15 protein-coding genes are annotated in these 19,140 nt (G+C 73.6%); 3 read left to right on the top strand and 12 right to left on the bottom strand.

The annotated features are described in order from the left end of the window. Positions 1–88 precede the first annotated feature (88 nt). The 5 genes from OG472_RS31855 to OG472_RS31835 form a co-directional block, all read right to left on the bottom strand. Positions 89–976: a FadR/GntR family transcriptional regulator gene (locus OG472_RS31855; protein WP_383568798.1), complete on the bottom strand. Its 888-nt coding sequence runs from the start codon at positions 974–976 to the stop codon at positions 89–91. Positions 977–1,167: 191 nt separating this feature from the next. Then, positions 1,168–2,958 (bottom strand): ATP-binding cassette domain-containing protein, encoded by a 1,791-nt coding sequence (locus OG472_RS31850; protein ID WP_401611362.1) that lies wholly within the window; start codon positions 2,956–2,958, stop codon positions 1,168–1,170. A gap of 188 nt (positions 2,959–3,146) precedes the next feature. After that, on the bottom strand, positions 3,147–3,893 hold the full coding sequence (locus OG472_RS31845) for an NUDIX domain-containing protein (protein WP_327416817.1): 747 nt from the start codon (positions 3,891–3,893) through the stop codon (positions 3,147–3,149). Between the two features lie 117 nt (positions 3,894–4,010). After that, positions 4,011–5,999 (bottom strand): glycogen debranching N-terminal domain-containing protein, encoded by a 1,989-nt coding sequence (locus OG472_RS31840; RefSeq protein WP_405832283.1) that lies wholly within the window; start codon positions 5,997–5,999, stop codon positions 4,011–4,013. A 275-nt stretch (positions 6,000–6,274) separates the two neighbouring features. Then, positions 6,275–7,540, bottom strand: coding sequence for a DUF4192 domain-containing protein (locus tag OG472_RS31835; protein ID WP_405832282.1), 1,266 nt, complete (start codon positions 7,538–7,540; stop codon positions 6,275–6,277). Between the two features lie 122 nt (positions 7,541–7,662). On the opposite strand from OG472_RS31835, the gene OG472_RS31830 reads away from it, so the two are divergent. Further along, positions 7,663–9,822: a RecQ family ATP-dependent DNA helicase gene (locus OG472_RS31830; RefSeq protein WP_401611255.1), complete on the top strand. Its 2,160-nt coding sequence runs from the start codon at positions 7,663–7,665 to the stop codon at positions 9,820–9,822. A gap of 215 nt (positions 9,823–10,037) precedes the next feature. Next, positions 10,038–10,667 carry a hypothetical protein gene (locus OG472_RS31825; protein ID WP_401611254.1) on the top strand — a complete coding sequence of 210 codons (630 nt, stop codon included), beginning with the start codon at positions 10,038–10,040 and terminating at the stop codon, positions 10,665–10,667. Between the two features lie 290 nt (positions 10,668–10,957). Here OG472_RS31825 and OG472_RS31820 read toward each other — a convergent pair whose 3' ends face one another. The 3 genes from OG472_RS31820 to OG472_RS31810 form a co-directional block, all read right to left on the bottom strand. Next, on the bottom strand, positions 10,958–11,635 hold the full coding sequence (locus OG472_RS31820) for a hypothetical protein (RefSeq protein WP_401611253.1): 678 nt from the start codon (positions 11,633–11,635) through the stop codon (positions 10,958–10,960). A gap of 59 nt (positions 11,636–11,694) precedes the next feature. After that, positions 11,695–12,405, bottom strand: a complete 711-nt coding sequence (locus tag OG472_RS31815; protein ID WP_401611252.1) for a ribonuclease HII — start codon at positions 12,403–12,405, stop codon at positions 11,695–11,697. A 115-nt stretch (positions 12,406–12,520) separates the two neighbouring features. Beyond that, positions 12,521–13,123, bottom strand: a complete 603-nt coding sequence (locus tag OG472_RS31810) for a TetR/AcrR family transcriptional regulator (protein ID WP_401611250.1) — start codon at positions 13,121–13,123, stop codon at positions 12,521–12,523. 143 nt (positions 13,124–13,266) lie between these two features. Here OG472_RS31810 and OG472_RS31805 point away from each other — a divergent pair, with 143 nt between their 5' ends. Beyond that, entirely contained in the window at positions 13,267–14,820 is a 1,554-nt protein-coding gene (locus OG472_RS31805) for an MFS transporter (protein ID WP_405832278.1), read from the top strand. Positions 14,821–14,902: 82 nt separating this feature from the next. Here OG472_RS31805 and OG472_RS31800 read toward each other — a convergent pair whose 3' ends face one another. The 4 genes from OG472_RS31800 to OG472_RS31785 all read right to left on the bottom strand — a co-directional run bounded on the left by OG472_RS31800 (position 14,903) and on the right by OG472_RS31785 (position 19,137). Then, the gene (locus OG472_RS31800) at positions 14,903–16,699 is read right to left on the bottom strand and encodes a DUF4153 domain-containing protein (protein ID WP_405832277.1); all 1,797 of its coding nucleotides are present in this window, start codon (positions 16,697–16,699) and stop codon (positions 14,903–14,905) included. A 171-nt stretch (positions 16,700–16,870) separates the two neighbouring features. Then, on the bottom strand, positions 16,871–17,788 hold the full coding sequence (locus OG472_RS31795) for an ADP-ribosylglycohydrolase family protein (RefSeq protein ID WP_401611246.1): 918 nt from the start codon (positions 17,786–17,788) through the stop codon (positions 16,871–16,873). Between the two features lie 11 nt (positions 17,789–17,799). Then, complete coding sequence (locus tag OG472_RS31790; RefSeq protein WP_401611244.1) at positions 17,800–18,459, bottom strand: histidine phosphatase family protein; 660 nt, start codon at positions 18,457–18,459, stop codon at positions 17,800–17,802. Positions 18,460–18,531: 72 nt separating this feature from the next. Then, positions 18,532–19,137: a YdbC family protein gene (locus OG472_RS31785; RefSeq protein WP_319728923.1), complete on the bottom strand. Its 606-nt coding sequence runs from the start codon at positions 19,135–19,137 to the stop codon at positions 18,532–18,534. Between the last annotated feature and the right edge of the window lie 3 nt (positions 19,138–19,140).

Below are 19,140 nucleotides of genomic sequence, written 5' to 3'. Positions count from 1 at the left end.
GTGGCAGAGGGCTCCACGCCGGTGTCGCCGGACCCGACCGGGCCCGGCGACACGTCCTGCAAACCCCCGCGCCCCCGCGCGTCCGCCCTCAGTGCTCGCGCGGGGCGGGAACCACGCGCTCTACCTCCGGATGAACCGTCAGGAGCTGACGCATGGCGTTCTCGGCGGCGGTCGCGTCACCCGCGGCGAGGGCCTCGACCATCCGAGCGTGGTGGGCCACGCAGGTCTCGCTCGGCCGGTCGCATGCGGTGATCGGGCTGCCGGAGACCTGGAGGGCGGCGGAGACGATGCCGGAGAGGTGCTCCAGCATGCGGTTGCCGGCGACCTGGATGAGGAGCGCGTGGAACTCGTTGTCCGCGCGCGCGAAGGTGATCGAGTCACCCTGCCCGAGGGCGTGGCCCATGATCTCGACCATGTCGGCGAGGCGCTGCTGGATGTCCGGGCGGCCGTGGCCGGCGGCGAGGCGGGCGGCGAGCGGTTCGATGGTCCAGCGGAGCTCGCCCAGCTCGCGGCGCTGGTCGTCGCGCTGGGGTCCGAAGGCGCGCCATTCGATGATGTCGGGGTCGAGCAGGTTCCAGTCGGCGACGGGGCGGACCCGGGTGCCGACGTTGGGGCGGGCGCTGACGAGGCCCTTGGCCTCCAGGACCCGCAGCGATTCGCGGACGACGGTACGGGAGACCTCGAAGCGCTGGCCGATCTCCTCGGGGACCAGGGGGCGGTCCGCTCCGAGGTCGCCGGAAACGATCATCTGGCCGAGCTGCTGGACGAGTTGGCCGTGGAGCCCGCGGCCGCGGCTGCCTGCCGCGCGGCGGCCGACCCGGCTCAACTCGACGTCGGCGCCGTCCCAGTGGGGCGCTCCGACGCGGTCGGACCCGGGGGTCTCCGCGTAGGGGTAGCGGTCGAGCTCGCCCGGGCCGGCGAGGCCGGAGTCGGCGTGGCGGGCGGCGGTCATCATGGTGTGCGCAAGGGTACTCACGAATCCTTTGTCGGCCGTGCCTCCATGAGCCTTGAGGTCTTTGGTGAAAAGCACACGAAAGGGTGATCGGTGCCACCTACGCAATTGACGACTTATCGTAAAGAACCGGGCCTTTTGCGGGGAGTTGTTGTCTGCTTGACGCGACACGGACGGCAACGGTCCCGTCCGTGCCTTCTCCGGTACCGGAACGATCACCAACGGACCCGGCTGCGCAGTCCGGTGAACCCATAGGCGCACAACAGGACCATCAGCGACAACACCAGCGCGGTCCCGACGGGTTGGGCCATCACCCGCAGGGCCCCCACGAGCAGGCGGTCCGCCTCCGGCGGCCACTGCACCCAGGTCAGGCCCCGCAGCCGGGGCCCGAGCCCGGTCACCGGGTATGCGGACGGGCCCTCCAGGGCCTTGCGCACCAGCGGCACCACCATCACCGGTACGGCGAGCACCGCGGCCAGCCCGGCGGTGGCCGACCGGAAGACGCCCGAGGCCAGTACGCCGGCCCAGGCGCAGCCGATCAGCAGCCCGGCCCAATTCACCGCCGGGGACAGCCACTCCACCGGGGTGCGCAGCGGGCCGCTGTCGAAGACGAGCGCGAGGGCGGCGGCGTCGGCCGCCACGGCGAGGGCGCCCAGCAGCAGGGCGAGGACGGCACAGACGCCGAGCTTGGCGGTGAGCAGCCCCATCCTGCGGGGCACGGTGCCGCGGTCGGCGGCGAGCGCGGGGTAGCGGTACTCCTCGCCGAAGGCCAGCGCGCCGAGCAGGCCCGCCCCCAGAGCGGCGGGCGGCAGCGGCAGCAGCTCGGGCCAGGCGGCGAGCAGCCGGTTCTGCGGGGTCTGGCCGGCCCGGGCCAGGACCAGAGCGGTGACGACGGAGACGACGACGACGAGGGCGGCGGTGAGGACGGGCGTGGCGGTGCCGAAGACCCGCAGCAACTCGTAGCGCAGCGGCCTCAGCGGTCCGCCCACGCGGCGCACGGCCGAGGCCGGCCGCCGGGAGCGGTCCCGGTCCCGCCGGGGGCGGCGACCGGAGTCCTCGGCACGGGCCTCTGCGGGCTCCGGCGGGCTCGCCGCGCCGGAGGCCCGGGCGTGCGGGACCGGCGCCGTCGGCGAACCGGCGTCACCCGTCTCGTCGGCGAGCTGATGGACCAGCACGCCGTTCCGGAACGCCGCCTCGCCGACTTCGGCGCAGTTGCTGCCGTACACCGACAGGCGGCTGCCGCTCTCCTCGACGATCTCCACCGAGCGCTGGGCCGCCCGGGCCTCCCGGCCCAGCACGTCGGCCAGCCGGGCGGCGTGCGGGGTGCGCACGGCCACCCGCGGCCGCAGCCGGGTGCGGGCGAAATCGGCTGCGTCCTGGTCTGCGACGAGCCGGCCCGCCTCGATGCTGACGACCCGGTCGGCGCTGCGCGCGGCTTCCTTCGCGTCGTCGGTGGTGAAGAGCACGGCCCCGCCGAGGGAGGCGTGCCCGCGCAGCAGCCCGTGCAGCCAGCCGCGCTCGCGGGGGGAGAGTCCCGCGCCGGGCTCGTCCAGGAGCAGGGTGCACGGATCGGCGAGCAGCGCCGAGGCCAGTGCGACCCGACGCTCCATGCCGAGCGAGAGCGAACCGAGCCGCTCGTCCCGAAGGCCGGCGATGCCGACGACCTCCAGCATGGTGTCGGCCCGGGACGCCGGCACCCCGGCGGCGGCGCAGAGCATCCGCAGCTGGTTGCGGACGGTCCGCGAGGGGTTGCCGGGGACGTCCCCGAGCACCACGCCGACCTCACGGCCGGGATACGGGAGCCGGTGCAGCGGGCGGCCGCGGAAGTAGGTGACGCCGCGGCCCGGTTCGAGTTCGAGCATGAGCCGCAGAGCGGTCGTCTTGCCCGATCCCGGCTCGCCGAGCAGGGCGGTCACGTGCCCCGGGCGGGCCTCGAAGGTGAGGTCGTCCACGAGGGGCGGGGCGTCGGTTCGGTGTTTGCTGGTGAGTCCGATGGCCTGGAGCATCGCTTCCCTCGCGGGGGGTGAGACCGCTCTGCGGCAGGGTGAGTACCCCAAGCAAGATAGCGCGATATGTCCGATTTTCTGCGTAACCGGTCCGCTGGGATGCCGATATTGCCGTCAGAGTCGGCGTGCCCGCCGGGCCCGGTCCCCGCGCCGTCGGCCACACCCCGGCCGGCCCATGCGACGCGGCGTCAGACTTCCGGACGCAGCATCGGCGGGTTGAGCAGGGTGGCCCCTCCCGCGCGGAACAGCTGGGCCGGGCGCCCGCCCTGACGGGTCGTCGTCCCTCCGGCCGGCACCAGGAATCCGGGGGTCCCGGTGACCTTGCGGTGGAAGTTGCGCGGGTCGAGGGCCACGCCCCAGACGGCCTCGTAGACCCGGCGCAGCTCGCCGACGGTGAACTCGGGCGGGCAGAAGGCGGTGGCCAGCGAGGAGTACTCGATCTTCGAGCGGGCCCGCTCCACGCCGTCGGCGAGAATCCGGGCGTGGTCGAAGGCGAGCGCGGTCGCGGCTTCGTCGGGGGCGGCCAGCAGCTCGTCCACGGGGGCCCAGCGCGCGCTGTTGGCGTCGCCTCCGGCCCGCGGCGCCGGCAGGTCCGGAGCCAGCACCAGGTGCGCCACGCTGACGACACGCATCCGCGGATCCCGCTTCGGATCGCCGTAAGTGGCCAGCTGTTCGAGGTGTGCCCCGTTGCCCGCGCCGGGCAGGGCGGGATCGTGGGCGCACAGGCCGGTCTCCTCGGAGAGCTCCCGCGCGGCGGCACCGGCCAGGTCCTCGTCTCCGCGGACGAATCCGCCGGGCAGCGCCCAGCGCCCCTGGAACGGCTGCTCACCCCGTCGGACGACCAGCGCGCAGAGCGCGTGGCGCCGCACGGTGAGCACGACCAGGTCGACGGTGACGGCGAAGGGCGGAAAGGCCGACGGGTCGTAGGGCGACATGCCGCGATCATAGTCGTCTGCCTGACGATAAACAGCTCTTTGGTGACCTTGAAGACACGGTTCCGGAGCCGGGAGGCCGTCGGCCCGGCAGACAGACCGGCACGACCGGCCACGGCACTAGCCACCCAGTTGGAGCGCATCGGCGGCCTCCTCCACCATGCCGAGGCCGAGCCGGCTGATCCGGACGGCGAAGGGCTCCCCCGACACCCGCAGGCCCGCGAGCCGGAGCGCGCCGAGGGGGGCTCCGGGGAGCGGGGCGAGGGCGACCGTGCCCGAGGGGGCGTCGGGGCGGATCCCGGCGAGGGCGGTCAGTACGTGGACACCGGCCGCCGCGGCCACGGCGGCCGGGCGGCAGGCCGCCGGGTGCGGGACGGGGGCGCTGCCGGCGGTGCGCTGCTCGGCCGCGAACATCTCCGGCAGCCGGTACCCGAAGGCCTCGGCCGCGTCCAGCAGCCCCCTCAGCAGGCCCGCGGCCTCCTTTTCGAAGCCCGCCTGGGCCAGGCCCGCCACCGCCACGGCACTCTCGTACGCCCGGACCGCGCCCGAGCGGTGGCCGAACGGGTTGTGCCCCGGCTCCCTGGTGGCCATGCTCCGCAGCCCCCATCCGGAATCCATGGCGGGGGCTCCGAGCAGCCGGGCCAGCTGCTCCGACCGTGCGCGGTCCAGGAGCCCGGGGGCCGTGCGGCCGCCACTGATCAGTCCGGTGTCGAGCAGGTGGGCGGCGGCACCCGTCAGCCGGGGAAGTGGCCGCCCGTCGGGATGCAGGGCCGAAGCGGGCCGCCCGCCGTCCGGACCGTCGATCCAGAACCCGGCCCGGAACCGCTCCCGCAGTGCGGCGGCCCGCTCCCGCCACTCCTCGGCGCCGGGCCGCCCGCATCCGGCGAGGAGGTCCGCGCCGAGCTCGGCGGCCCGGTGGGCGTGGGCCTGGGTCTCGCAGCGCCGCGGACCCGGGTCGGGATCGGCCAGGAGGCCGTCCTCCCCCAGGGCGCCGCGCATCCAGTCGAGGCACCGCTCGGCGGCCGGGAGCAGCCGGGCCACCTCCTCTTCCGGCATGCCCCAGAGCCGGGCTTCGGCGAGCACCGCGGGGAAGGCCAGGGTCGCCTCCGTACCGGTGCACCCCGGCGGCAGTTGCGGACCTGCTCCGCGCAGCGGTCCCGGGATCTTCCCGGCGTCGGGCCCGTGCCCGTCGGTCTGGGTCCGGGCCAGGATGCGCAGGGTGGCCGCGGCGAGACCGGTCCCGAGGGGCAGCGCCATCCGCGCGGCCCACAACGACTCGGCCGGGGCCAGACCCAGCCTCCAGGGCGCCCCTGCGGCCACGAAGGCGTCGCCCGGCGCTTCGGGATCCCTCAGGAGCAGCGCGCCCAGGTCCTCGACGCTGCTGCGGAACCACGCCTCGACCCTCGGATCGTCCCCTTCGGCCCGGGCGTCGGCCAGTGGGTTCGCCACCTGCCCGGCGGAGGCCCTCACGACCCGGTCCTGGGTGGTCCGCAGTTCGATGGTGCGGGATTCGCCGGGGCCGAGATCGAGCTGCCAGCGCAGCAGCCCCGCCGAGGCCAGCGCGTCGTCCGGCGGCGGCTCCGCGGCGGTGACCGTCTGCGCCTCGCCGGTGCTCCAGCGCAGCCCGGCGGCGTGCACCCCGGCGGGCAGCTCCGGTCCGGCCCGGCCGGCGGCCACGGCGGCCAGCTCCGCCAGGTCGGTCCCGAGCAGGACCTCCACGGGCAGGCGCAGCGGCCGGGCCGAGAAGCTGCGCAGGGTGATCCGCTCGGTGCCGTCGGCGTGCCTGACCCGTTCCACACCGATGTCCGGGTCGGGGCCCGGCTCGGCACCGGTGCGCACGGTCGCGGTGAAGGCGGCCCTGTCGGAGCCGAGGCTGCGTCCTTGGACGGCGACCGGGTCCCGGCCGCCGACGCGCAGCACGCAACGGGAGAGCAGCCTGCGGCCTGCCCGGTAGATCCCGTCGATCCCCCGCCCGGTCAGCTGGCCGTGCTCCGGCGAGATGACCAGACAGGGCGCGGCGACGCAGATCACGGCGCCGTGCACGGGCGGCAGTTCGGACCTGCGGGCGGCGGGCACGCCGGATGGGCGGGGAGGTGCGGGGTGAGACATGTGTCGCCTTGTCTGCGCTCCGGTCGGTTCAGCTGGGCGGCGGCGTGGCCGGGCCCCCACCACCCCACACCTGAACGCCCCCACCCCCGCCCGGGTCACGGTCTCCTGCCCCGCCCGGGTAACGAGCGCCGCTCCCGTCCGGGTCACGAGCCCCGACCGTGTGCCGGTCACGGGCCCCGGCCGCGGATGCCGGGGCCGGAGTCTGCGCTTCAGGGTCCGGCCCAGGGCGCTCCGGAGCAGCCGTACCGGACCACGGCTCCAAGGCTGGCGCGCCTTCACTGCTCGCTCCCCGCGGTGCGGCGGGACCCGCGGCGGGGCGCCGTCCGCCCCCGCCGCCCGGGAGGACGGGTGCCCGCCGAGGAGCGGCTCCGCCGGGGCTCGCGGCGGCGGCGCTCCTCCCGCAGGCACTCCCGCAGACCCTCGGGGTCGATCCCCTCGTTGCACGCGTGGTGGAGCAGCTGGGCGAAGCGGTATTCGGCGTCCGCCCGCAGGGCCAGGCCGAAGGCGATCCGGGCGGTCGGCTCGTCCCCGGTGGACCAGGAGACCCAGCCTGCGAGGGTGAGGGGGGCCGCGGCGTGTTCGCCGTAGGCCCCGACGCAGCGCCGGGCGAGGGCCCGCCACAGCCGCAGGGCCGGGGCAGCCTCCTCGTCTTCCATCCACTCCGCCGCGATGTCCCGGATCTCGCGGTCTTGGAGACCCAGGATCAACGAGGCGGCCTCGTCGTGACCCAGCAGGGCGTCGTCCCAGTCGTCGGCATGTGAGCCGCCCTCGACCGGCGGGGCCAGGGTCATGCGCCGCATCAGGGCCTGCGCGAGCGAGATGGTCTCGGCCCCGACCTCCTCCCGGGTGGCCCCGTCGAGGATCCTCGGCATCAAGGCCGCGGCCGCCCGGTCCAGGGCCCGTTCGGCCTCGGCGGCCACGGCTCCGCGCAGCGGTGCGAGCCTGCCCTCGATCTCCTTGAGGGAGCCCCGGACCTGGAGCCCGGCGAAGGTGGCCGTCGCGGCCATCACCGAGGTGCCGACCGCGGCCAGCCGGGTGCCCTCCGCCGGACAGCACCGCTCGTCGGGGCAGACGTAGGACCAGAATCGACCCTCGGAGAGGCACAGTGCCTCCAGAACCGGCACGTCCAGCGCCCCGCAGGCCAGCCGGATCCGCTGGGCGAGCGGCCGCAGCCGGGTCATCACCCGCTGGCCGCTCTCCTCCTCCCGCGGCTCCTGACAGAGGTACACGACGATGCCGTCGGGCTTGCCGCCACGGCGTTCGCTCCCCCGGATCAGGCAGTCGGCGACCTGCCGGGCGGTGTCCTCCCATTCCGCGGGCGCGGTGGGGATGCCGACCCGGAGCCGGCCGCCGAAGCGCCCGCCCTCGCCGTGCACGGCGACCAGGACGAGGGAGTCGCTCGGGTGGAAGCCGAGCATGTAGGGCAGCGCGTCGGCCAGTTCGGCCGGGCTGCGCAGGGTGATCTGGGGGCCGGTGGCGGCTCCGGCCGGGCTGATGGAGGGCCGGTCGGACGGGCTGCGTGATTCGTTGTTGTTCGTCATGGCACGAAGGTCCCGCGCATGATCCGATCCGGAAAGCCCTGTGGATAACTGTTGACGCTTCAATGTCCACAGGCTCAGAGCGGCATTGGCGCGATGTCACAGGCATCGGGTTGCATGGGGGCATGAACGCAGACCTGAGGTCCTCGGCCGACTCCGTACTAGCCCGTCTCGTGGGCGACCCCACGGGCACCGCCCGGCTGCGCGAGGACCAGTGGCGTGCGATCGAGGCCCTCGTCGCGCACAAGCGGCGGGCGCTGGTGGTCCAGCGCACGGGCTGGGGCAAGTCCGCGGTGTACTTCGTGGCCACCTCGCTGCTGCGGGCGAGCGGCGCCGGCCCCACCGTGATCGTCTCCCCGCTCCTCGCGCTGATGCGCAATCAGGTCGAAGCCGCGGCAAGGGCCGGGATCCGCGCCCGCACCATCAATTCCGCCAACCCCGAGGAATGGGAGGGCATCCAGGCCGAGGTCGCCGCCGGCGAGGTCGACGTCCTGCTCGTAAGCCCGGAGCGGCTGAACAACCCCGACTTCCGCGACCAGGTCCTCCCCAAGCTCTCCGCCGCGACGGGTCTGCTCGTGGTGGACGAGGCACACTGCATCTCCGACTGGGGACACGACTTCCGCCCCGACTACCGCCGGCTGCGCACCATGCTGGCCGACCTGCCGCCCAACGTCCCCGTGCTCGCCACGACCGCCACGGCCAACGCCCGCGTGACCGCCGACGTCGCCGAACAGCTGGGCACCGGCGCCGGCACCGACGCCCTGGTGCTGCGCGGCCCTCTGGACCGCGAGAGCCTGAGCCTGGCCGTACTGACCCTGCCCGACGCGGCTCACCGGCTGGCCTGGCTCGCCGACCGCCTCGGCGATCTGCCCGGCTCCGGGATCATCTACACGCTGACCGTGGCCGCGGCCGAGGAGGTCACCACGTACCTGCGCCACCGCGGGCACACGGTGGCCTCGTACACCGGCAAGACGGAGAACGCCGACCGCCAGCAGGCCGAGGACGACCTCCAGGCGAACCGGGTCAAGGCGCTGGTGGCCACCTCCGCCCTCGGGATGGGCTTCGACAAGCCGGACCTGGGCTTCGTGGTGCACCTCGGCTCGCCCTCCTCCCCCATCGCCTACTACCAGCAGGTCGGCCGCGCCGGCCGTGGCGTGGAGCACGCGGAGGTGCTGCTGCTGCCCGGCCGCGAGGACGAGGCGATCTGGCAGTACTTCGCTTCCGTGGCCTTCCCCCCGGAGGAGCAGGTGCGCCGCACGCTCGACGTCCTGGCCCAGGCCGGCCGGCCACTGTCGCTGCCCGCCCTGGAACCGCTGGTGGACCTGCGGCGCACCCGGCTGGAGACCATGCTCAAGGTCCTCGACGTCGACGGCGCCGTGCACCGCGTCAAGGGCGGCTGGACTTCGACGGGCGAGCCGTGGGCCTACGACGCCGAGCGCTACGCCTGGGTGGCCCGGCAGCGGGCCGCCGAGCAGCAGGCCATGCGCGACTACGCGGCTGCCACCGAGTGCCGGATGGAGTTCCTGCGCCGCCAGCTCGACGACGAGGAGGCCGCACCCTGCGGCCGCTGCGACAACTGCGCCGGGGCCCGGTTCACCGCCGAGGTCTCCACCACCGCACTGGACACCGCCCGCGGCGAGCTCGGCCGCCCGGGCGTGGAGCTGGATCCGCGCAAGATGTGGCCGACCGGGCTCGCGGCGGTCGGCGTCGACCTCAAGGGCCGCATCCCCGCCCGGGAGCAGGCCTCGACGGGCCGGGCGCTGGGCCGGCTGTCCGACATCGGCTGGGGCAACCGGCTGCGCCCCATGCTCGCCCCGCAGGCTCCGGACCAGCCGATTCCGGACGACGTCGCCCAGGCCGTGGTCGCCGTGCTCGCCGACTGGGCCCGGGGCCCCGGCGGCTGGGCCTCGGGGGCGCCGGACGCACCGGCCCGGCCGGTGGGTGTGGTCGCCCTGCCCTCGCGCAGCCGTCCTCGGCTGGTCGGTTCGCTGGCCGCTCGGATCGCGGAGGTCGGCCGGATGCCCCTGCTCGGCACGGTCGCCTACACCGATCAGGCACCGGAGTTCGGAGCGGCCGCCTCGAACAGCGCCCAGCGGGTGCGGGTGCTCCACCAGGCCCTGACCGTGCCCCCGGAGCTGGCCGACGCGCTGGCGCAGGCGGCGGGTCCGGTGCTCCTCGTGGACGACCGCTCGGAGAGCGGGTGGACCCTCGCGGTGGCCGCCCGGCTGCTTCGGCGGGCAGGCGCGAAAGAGGTGTTCCCGCTGGTGCTGGCGCTCCAGGGGTAGCCGAATGCGTCATCCTCGGCGTGGCGGGGCAAGGATATGAACGGCATACCGGCGAATTCCGGTCGGCGGCGTCAATTGCTCGTTGCCGCATGCTCAGGAGCCACGCGAGAATTGGAGTGCTCCCGCTCGGCTCCTCGGCACTCTCCTGGGCCGCGCCGCGGCGCGCCCTGACTCCAGCCGTGCCCGTCCGCGGGCGTGTACCCGAAGGGAGGACCGTGACCTTCGGATTCGCGCCGCCTTCGACCTCGTCCCTGACATCGGCCACCGGCGCCGCCAGCCGGCACGGCAGGCTGCTGGAACCGGCCGAATGGACGGCGGCGGGCATTCCCCTCCTCCGCAATCCCCGCGAGGTCGTCAGCGGCCTGCACTCACGCCACAGCCCGGTGCCGTCGACCGCGGTGATCGCCGTCCTGGGCCCGGAGGAGCGGCTCGTGGCGAGCGCCTCCTTCGTACAGCGGTCGGCCTCGGCGGACGGCTGGGAGTACCGCAACGCCCTGCTGTCCCGGCTGCGCCGGGTCCTCCCGCACGATCTGCGGCGACGGACCCCGGTGCGCACGGCGGTCCTGCTCTACTGCCGCGAGGGCGACGAGCAGTGGACCGAGGAGGACGGGGCGTGGATGTGGGGGCTGCGGGACGCCTGCACCCTGCACGGGCTGCGCTGCGGCGCCTACATCACGCTGACCCGCGGCGGCTGGCAGGTGCTGGGTGAGGGCCGTGGCGGCCGTCAGCCCGGTTCGGACTCGCGGCCCCAGCGCCTCGGCGACACCGTGGCCGAGTTCGCTCCGCTCGCCCTGCACACCGGCGGTGGCGCGGCCGAGGCCCTGCGCCGGACCGCCGCGCGCTGACCCTCGTACGGCCGGTCCAGCCGCAGGGGTGCCCCGGGCGGACGTACGCAGGACGCGTGACGGCGAAGGGCAAACGACGTACCGGTCTACCGGCTTACACGGACCGGACGTCCGCGGGCAGGCCTCACGGCCGTACACCCGGAACCGGGCGTACGGCGGATCAGGCCTCGGACTGCCGCCCGAACTTCGGCTCGGGCCTCACATCGGATGCGGCTCGGGCTTCGGCCCGGGCTTCAGCGGGGCCGGCTCGAAGCCCGCCCCGCCCCTCGCCCGTGCCGGGGTACAGGGCGTCAGACGCCCGCACCCAGCACGGAGTTGATCTGCTGCGCATCACCGCACACGACCAGCAGCGCACCGGCCCGGGTGAGCGCGACCGGCAGGGCGCCGGCAACGCTCTCGACCGCTCCGCCGTTGACCGCGAAGACCACGACCGGACGGCCCGCGGCGCGCTGGACCTGCGCCGCGTCCGCGTAGAAGACGTCGTCCCCGGCGTCGTGCAGGGCCCAGTACGCGTCCTCGCCGAAGGACAGCTCGTGCGCGGCCCACGGGTGCGGGTCGCCGGTGGTGAGCACCAGGATGTCGCCGGGCGCGCGCCCGGTGTCGAGCAGCAGGTCGACGGCCTCTTCGGCCGCGTCCAGCGCACCCTCGGCAGAAGCCGGGATCAGCTGGATCTGCGGCACCGCCGCGGAGACGGACGGTGCGGTGGGAGCAGCGGCGGGCGCTGCGGGAACGGGTCCGGAGGCGGCCTGCGGCGCACGCTGCGCGGGCGCTGCGGGCCGGGGGGCACCACCCGTGCGGCTTGCCGCTACGGGGGAGGGACCGGGGCGTCCGGGCCGCGGTACGGCGGCGGGACGCGGACCAGGTACAGGGCGGGGGGTCTGCGCGGTGCGGCTCGCGGCCGGCGTGACGCGGGGACCCTGGGCACTCTCGTGAATCTGAGGCTCCTCGATGGCGGGGGTGAGAGGCATGAGTTGATGTCTATCAAACACCGGTACGAAACGTACCGGCCGGTGGCACATGGGTGCGATCAGAAATCGAAGCCGAGTTGGCCTCCGTTTTCCAGCTCCATCGATTCCTCGCTGCGGCGCACCTTCTTCAGGTGGCGCCACCGGGGCAGCCCGTCGAGGTACGACCACGAGAGCCGGTGGTAGGGGGTGGGCCCCAGTTCCTCCAGCGCCGCCCGGTGCACGGGCGAGGGGTATCCGGCGTTGGCGGCGAAGGCGAAGTCCTCGATTCCGCCGCCCTGTTCGCCCAGTTCGGCCATCATCCGGTCGCGCGTGACCTTCGCGATGACCGAGGCCGCGGCGACGGCGATGCAGGACTGGTCGCCCTTGATCACCGTTCGGACCCGCCAGGGTTCGCCGAGGTAGTCGTGCTTGCCGTCGAGGATCACCGCGTCGGGCCGCACCGGCAGGGCCACCAGGGCGCGCTCCGCCGCCAGTCTCAGGGCGGCGGTCATGCCGAGCTCGTCGATCTCCTCGGGCGAGGCGTGCCCGAGGGCGTACGCGGTGACCCAGCCCTCCAGGACCTCGAGCAGGGCATCGCGTCGCTTGGCGGTGAGCAGTTTGGAGTCGGTGAGCCCGGCGGGCGGCCGGCGCAGGCCGGTGATCGCCGCGCACACGGTGACGGGACCGGCCCAGGCCCCTCGTCCGACTTCGTCGACCCCGGCGATGACCTTGGCGCCGGTGGTTGCACGGAGGGAGCGTTCGACGGTGTGGGTGGGTGCTTCGTACGGCATGGCGCCAGCAAGGTTACGCCGCCCCGAGCCGACTGCACACCCCCGCCCGGGTCAGACCCCCGCCCGATCCGGCACGGATCGTGCTCCGCACGCCCCGCGCCGCGCCCTCCGCGCCTCACGCCCTGAGCAGCGGCACCATCACCTCGTCGATCAGCTCCGCGATCTCCGCGTCCCCCCATTCGCTACCGCACACCTTGGCGCGGTACATCAGCATGGCCGGAATGACATCCACGACAAACGGACCAGTCGCATCCGGTCGCACGTCACCCCGAGCGATTCCCCGCAGCACAAGCTCCCTGATCAGCCGCTGGGCCGGCTCGTGCAGACCCGACCAGATGACCCCGCGGAACCGATCGACATGCTTGTGATCGCATTCGTGAAGCACCGACCGCAGCGCCTGTCCGGCACGGGAGTGCATGACGTCCCGCGTGCGCACGCACAACAGATGGAGGTCCTCACGGATCGACCCGCCGTCGGGAATCTCTCCTATCTGCGACAGGCCGGTCCGCAGCGCATCGGCCACGAGGTCGACCTTGGACGGCCAGCGCCGATAGAGGGAGGCCTTGCCGGTGTGCGCGCCGGCCGCGACGCCCTCCATGGTGAGCGCGTTCCAGCCGACCGTGCTCAGCTGCTCCAACGCAGCGTCCAGAATCGCCCGTTCGAGTTCGGGACCCCGCCTGCGCCCCGACGACGCCACCGACCAGCGCGAACCCGCCATCTCCCCACCTCCCGGCCGGCCCCCGTGCCCGGCGTACACATTTTCAGCCTTAGAGAACGCTTGCGTTCCCTAAGGACCGGCTCCTACCGTAGCCCAGTAGTGAACGGATACGTTCACTATTTCACTTTGGGGGGGGATCCTCAGTGACAAGCTCTCAACTCGCCACGCCCCGGATACCAGGGGCGGCCCGCCGCGAGGGGCGTCCCGGAGTGGCGCTCGCGGTCATCGCCGCGTGCCAGCTCATGGTCGTCCTCGACGCGACGATCGTGAACATCGCACTCCCGCACATCCAGGACGCGCTCAGCTTCAGCACCACCGACCTCTCCTGGGTGCTCAGCGCCTACACCCTCACCTTCGGCGGCCTGCTGCTGCTCGGTGGCCGGGCCGGTGACATCCTGGGCCGGCGCCGCGTGTTCCTGTCCGGAATCCTGCTCTTCACCCTGGCCTCCCTCCTCGGCGGATTCGCCCAGGAGCCTTGGCAACTACTCGCGGCCCGCGCCCTGCAAGGGGTGGGCGGCGCGATCGCCTCCCCGACCTCTCTCGCCCTGATCACCACGACTTTTCCCGAAGGTCCGGAACGAAACCGGGCGTTCGGGGTGTTCGCGGCCGTCTCCGCGGGCGGCGGCGCGATCGGCCTGCTGGCCGGCGGCATGCTGACCGAGTGGCTCGACTGGCGCTGGGTGCTCTTCGTCAACGTCCCGATCGGCGTGCTGATCGCGGTGCTCACCCCGCTCTACATCACCGAGTCCGAGCGCCACCCCGGCCGCTTCGACATCGCCGGAGCCCTCACCTCCACCGGCGGCATGGCCTCGCTCGTCTACGGGTTCATCCGCGCCTCGGAGGACGGCTGGCGCGACTCGCTCACCATCGGATCCTTCGCCGCGGCCCTCGTCCTGCTCGCGCTCTTCGTCGTCATCGAGTCCCGGGCCCGGGAGCCGATCATCCCGCTGCGCATGTTCGCCGACCGCAACCGCACCGGCACGTACGTGATCATGCTCGGCCTCGCGGCGGCGATGTTCGGCATGTTCTTCTTCATCGTCCAGTTCGTGCAGAACGTGCTGGGCTTCTCCCCGATCCAGTCCGGGCTCGGCTTCCTGCCCGTGACCGTCGCCATCGTCACCGCCGCCGGTCTCTCGCAGCGGTTCCTGCCGCGCTTCGGTCCCAAGCCCTTCATGGTCATCGGGTCCGCGCTCACCGGAACCGGGCTGGCCTGGCTGACCTTCCTGCGGACCGACAGCTCGTACCTCTCCGGAGTGCTCGGACCGATGCTGCTCTTCGGGTTCGGCATGGGCCTCAACTTCGTGACCCTCACCCTCACCGCCGTCTCCGGGGTGGCGCCGAAGGAGGCCGGCGCGGCCTCCGGGCTGCTCAACGCCAGCCAGCAGGTGGGCGGCTCGCTGGGCCTGTCCATCCTGGTCACCGTCTTCGGCACGGCCAGCCGCGACGAGGCCGCGAAGCAGGTCCCGGCCTTCATGGCGCAGGCGAATCCCGACCAGCTGGCCGCCTTCAAGGAGACCCGGCTGCTGCCCGACCCCTGGGGGGACCTGGTCCTCGCCCAGGGCATCTCCACCGCGTTCTTCGCCGCCGTGGCGATGGCGGGCGTGGCCCTGGCCACCGCCCTGCTGGTGATCCGGGTGCGCAAGAGCGACCTGGACGCCCTGGCCGGCGCGGCCGCACAGGCCGGCCCTGCCGCCTGAACTCCTGCCGTACGGGAGCCCGGGTGCGGGGACCGTTCCCCGCACCCGGGCTCTCCTGCGAACTCTCCCGGCGCCGCGTGCCCTAGTACTCCAGGCGGCTTCCGAAGGTACCCAGGCGCGAGCAGACCTCGTACGAAGCCGTCAGCGGGCGCTCGCGCAGGATCTGCCGGGCCCGGTACTCGCCCAGGCTCATGGCGTACCAGGGGACGTCTCCGGCCCTGGACATCTCGTCGTTGATCCCGCGCAGGGCGCAGGACCTCTGGGGCTCGGGCAGCCGGTCCAGGGCGGGTGCGGCGTCGGACGACAGGGACTGGAAGTAGGCCAGGTCGATCTTCTGAGTGGTCTCAAAGCGGGCGACGTTGCTCCCGGCGACCATCCCGTCCGGGGACAGCAGGCCGAAGGCCAGGACGGCGGCGGCCGCACTGCCCGCGACCGCGCGCGGCAGCCAGCGTGCACCGAACACCCCGGCCGCCATGATCAATACGATGACCAGCCCGAGCCACAGCTCCATCGCGGCCACCGACACGCGCAGCCGGGTCAGCCCGTACGCGTCCACGTAGAGGTCCATCCGGCGCAGCGCGGCGGCGACGACGACCAGGGTCAGCGTGCACAGCACGCCGAGGACGATACGGACGAAGCGACGGTCGCCCGCTCCGGAGCGCGGGGCCCAGCGCAGGGCGAGCGCGATCACGACGAGGGTGAACAGGGTGGCCCACAGCAGCTGCCAGAAGCCCTGGCGGGCGTACTCGGCGTGGTTGAGACCGGTGCTCTCCAGGACCTTGTCGTAGCCGCCGAACAGCACGGCGAGCTGGACGGCGTTGAAGCCGGCGAAGAGCAGGTTGAGAACGACGAGTGGAAGCGCCCATTCGACCCGGGAGCGCGGCTTGCCCGGGGCCACCTTGATCCGGTCCCAGCGCAGCGGGGCTGCGGCGGTGCGGGCGGCGGCGAGCGCGATGAGCGTGCCGAGGAGGAAGAGCAGGAACCGGATGGGCCCGTTCTCGGTCGACAGGTCGGGCATCAGGCCGCCCAGGAGGCCGGCGAAGGCGGCATCGGCAGAGGCGAACAGCGCGCCGAAGACCACCAGGAGGGCCACGGCGACGGCGGTCGCCTTGGCGATGGGCAGCCAGCGGTCCTTGCTGACCCCGCCGCGCGACCGCAGTCCGACCAGGGCCCAGGCGAGCCCGGACACGGCGGAGTCGAAGAAGCCGAGCGGGCTGAGCAGGACGCCGGGCCAGGTACGACTGCCGTGCAGGGCCAGCGCGCCCAGCAGGACGGCGGACAGGATCGCGAGCGTGGACGGCCAGGCGGAGTCGCGCAGGGCGGGTACGGCGAGGAGGGCGAGGCAGCCTATCGCCCAGACCACGGTCCAGGGCCGGGCCGTACGCCGGGCCGTACGGGCGGCGACGTACGCGGCGACGACGGCGGGCAGCACCGCGAGCAGCAGGCCGGGGCCCATGCCGTCGCCGAGGAGCAGTGCGGCGGCGAGGCCGGCGGCGAGGGCGGCGAGGAGGGTGGCGGTCGCGATGGGGGCCGCCTCGGCGGGGCGCACGAGCGTGACCCACGAGGGCGCCGCGGACGGCGCGTGTGCGCCGGGCCATTGGCGCTGCTGGAGCTGGTGCTGGTGGGCCTGCCATGCCTGCCATGCGGCGGCGGCGGGCGCCGCCGCCGGTGGACCGGCCGGGCCGGCGGGTGTGCCGCCGGCCGGAGCAGCGGGGGCCGCCGGAGCGGCCTGAGCTGCCGGAGCGGCAGGTGCTGCCTGAGCCGTGCTCGCGGACGAATCGCCGGCCGGGGCCCCTGCGTTGACTGTGTCGTCGAGGGCCTTCGAGTCCTTCGGGTCCTTGGACCGGGCGTCTTCCGCCCTGCCGGTGTTCTCTGCCATCGGGTTCCCTCCCCTGTCGGCCGCCCGATCGTTCCTTGAGGGCGGCGCAGCGGACAGAGTAGGCCGGTGGCAGGTGGTTTTGAACAGGATCAAAAGAGCCCTGTGGCAGGACCGTGACAATCGGAAGGACTCATTTCACCCCGCTCCCCGGGCGTCCGGGGCGGCGATCCTTCAGCGCGCCGCCGACTCCGGCAGCCAGGCCGGCAGGGCCTCGGTACGCGCCAGCCACGCGGACGGCAGCACCGCGTCCCCGCGGGACCCCAGCACACCGCCGACGATCGCGCAGGTCGTGTCGACGTCGCCGCCCACCTGCGCGGTGGTCCAGAACGCCCGCTCGTAGTCGTCCAATGCACGGGCCGCGGACCACAGGGCGAACGGCACGGTGTCATGGGCGCTCGTGCGCCGTCCACAGCCCAGAACCGCCGCGACCGTGGTCGCGTCGCCGTAGTCCAGCATGTCCCGCGCCCGCCGCAGCCCGGCGCCCACGGCGCTGCGCGGCACCAGCGCGATCACTCCGTCCAGCAGGTCGGAGGCCTTCGGCGGACCGTCCGGAGCGGCGGCCAGCGCGGCCGCCGCGGCGACGGCCATCGCCCCGCACACGGCCTCGCGGTGCTGGTGGGTGGTGTAGGCGGAAATCTCCGCCTGGTGGGTGGCCTGCTCCGGGTCGTCGGCGTACCAGGCGCCCAGCGGCGCGATCCGCATGGCGGCGCCGTTGCCCCACGAGCCCTGCCCGTTGAACAGTTCCGCGGCCAGGGTGCGCCAGTCCTCGCCCTCACGCACCAGCCGCAGCATCCGGTTGACCGCGGGCCCGTAGCCCCGGTCGAAGTCGTGGTGGTGGGCGAAGGAACGCGCGAGCGCGTCCTGGTCGATCCGTCCGTGCTCGGCCAGCACGGCCACCACCGAGCAGGCCATTTCGGTGTCGTCGGTCCACTGCCACGTCTCGGTGCCGGCGGGTAGCTCGCGCCGCTTGAGCAGCGGGTAGTTCACGGGGACGAAGTACTGGGAACCCAGGGCGTCACCCAGAGCCAGCCCGCGAAGGCTGGACATGGCGCGCGCGTAGCGCCGTTCGGGAGTGGAGTCAGGCGTCATCGCGGGTCACTCTAGCCGTCCAGGTCATAAGGCTCGGGTGTGGTCCACCGCTCAAACGGGCGGTCCATCCGGTACCGGCCGTCCGGGCCCCGCAGGAGCACCCGGAATTCGCCGTTGCCGGGATTGGACAGGGCCTCGAATTCGGCCACCGACCAGTGGAACCAGCGCATGCAGAACAGCCGCATCGTCAGCCCGTGCGTCACCAGCAGGACGTTCTCGGGGTGGTCCGGGGCCTCGAAGCTGCGGTAGAGGCTTTCCAGGAAGGAACCGACCCGGTCGTACACGTCGGCCCCGGACTCGCCCTGCGCGAACCGGTAGAAGAAGTGCCCGTACGCGTCCCGGTACGCCTTCTGCAGCCGTACGTCGTTACGGTCCTGCCAGTTCCCCCAGTCCTGCTCGCGCAGCCTCGGCTCCTCGCGCATCCGGACCCTCGCCGGGTCCAGCCGGAGCTCGCGGAAGGTCTGCAGGGTCCGGCGGTAGGGGGAGACGTACGCGCTGATGGTCTCCTCGCCGAAGAGCTCACGCAGCCGTACCCCGGCGGCCGCAGCCTGCTCGCGCCCGTTCCCGGTGAGCCGCAGGGCGTGGTCGGGCTCGCGTTCGTACACCGAGTCGTCGGCGTTCCCCTCCGATTCCCCGTGCCGGACAAGGACGATGCGCCGTGGTCGAGCCATCCCACGACCCTATTCGGCCACCGGCCGACCGGTGCACCGGGCACGCCGAACGGCCTGACGGTAGTCGTACGGTCATACCGTCCAGGACGGTTCGAGGTCGACCACATCACCGGTGAGGGCCTCGACATCGGCCTGGATCTGGGCGCGCAGGGAGAGCCGCTCGACCCGCTCCTGCCGGTACTTGCCGTGCTCGGCGGCCGCGTGCCACATCGACAGCACCAGGAACTCCCGGCCAGGGGCCTCCCCGAAGAGGCCGCGGATCATTCCGGGCGAGCCCGCCATCGCCGGATTCCACACCTTCTCCTGCATCAGGGCGAAGTGGTCGACCCGGCCCTCCCGGACGCGGGTGTGCGCGACCCGCACCACGTCGGCGTCGGTGAAGCGCGGCTCGAAGCCGGTCTTCACGTCGAAGCGGTGGTCGAAGAGGGTGACCCGCAGATCGGTGTAGGTGCCGTTCTGCGCGGCGGCCAGCCGGTCGTGCGAGCGGGCCATGAAGGAGTCGTAGAAGGACCGGCTCTCCCAGAACGCGAAGACATGCGCGACCCCCTGCCGGCCCCGGCTCCAGCCGCCGCCCTGCCCCCGGAATCCCGGCTCGCCCGGCAGCCCCGCCCATTTTCGCTGCCCGCGCTCGAACCCGCGTCGGTCCGTCACCGTGCAGCGAATCCACTTGACCAGCACTGC

It is taken from the genome of Streptomyces sp. NBC_00207, from assembly GCF_045160965.1.
Classification (GTDB): Bacteria; Actinomycetota; Actinomycetes; order Streptomycetales; family Streptomycetaceae; genus Streptomyces.
The sequence above is the reverse complement of the archived record's forward strand: the minus strand, read 5'-3'. Positions and strand labels throughout refer to the sequence as shown.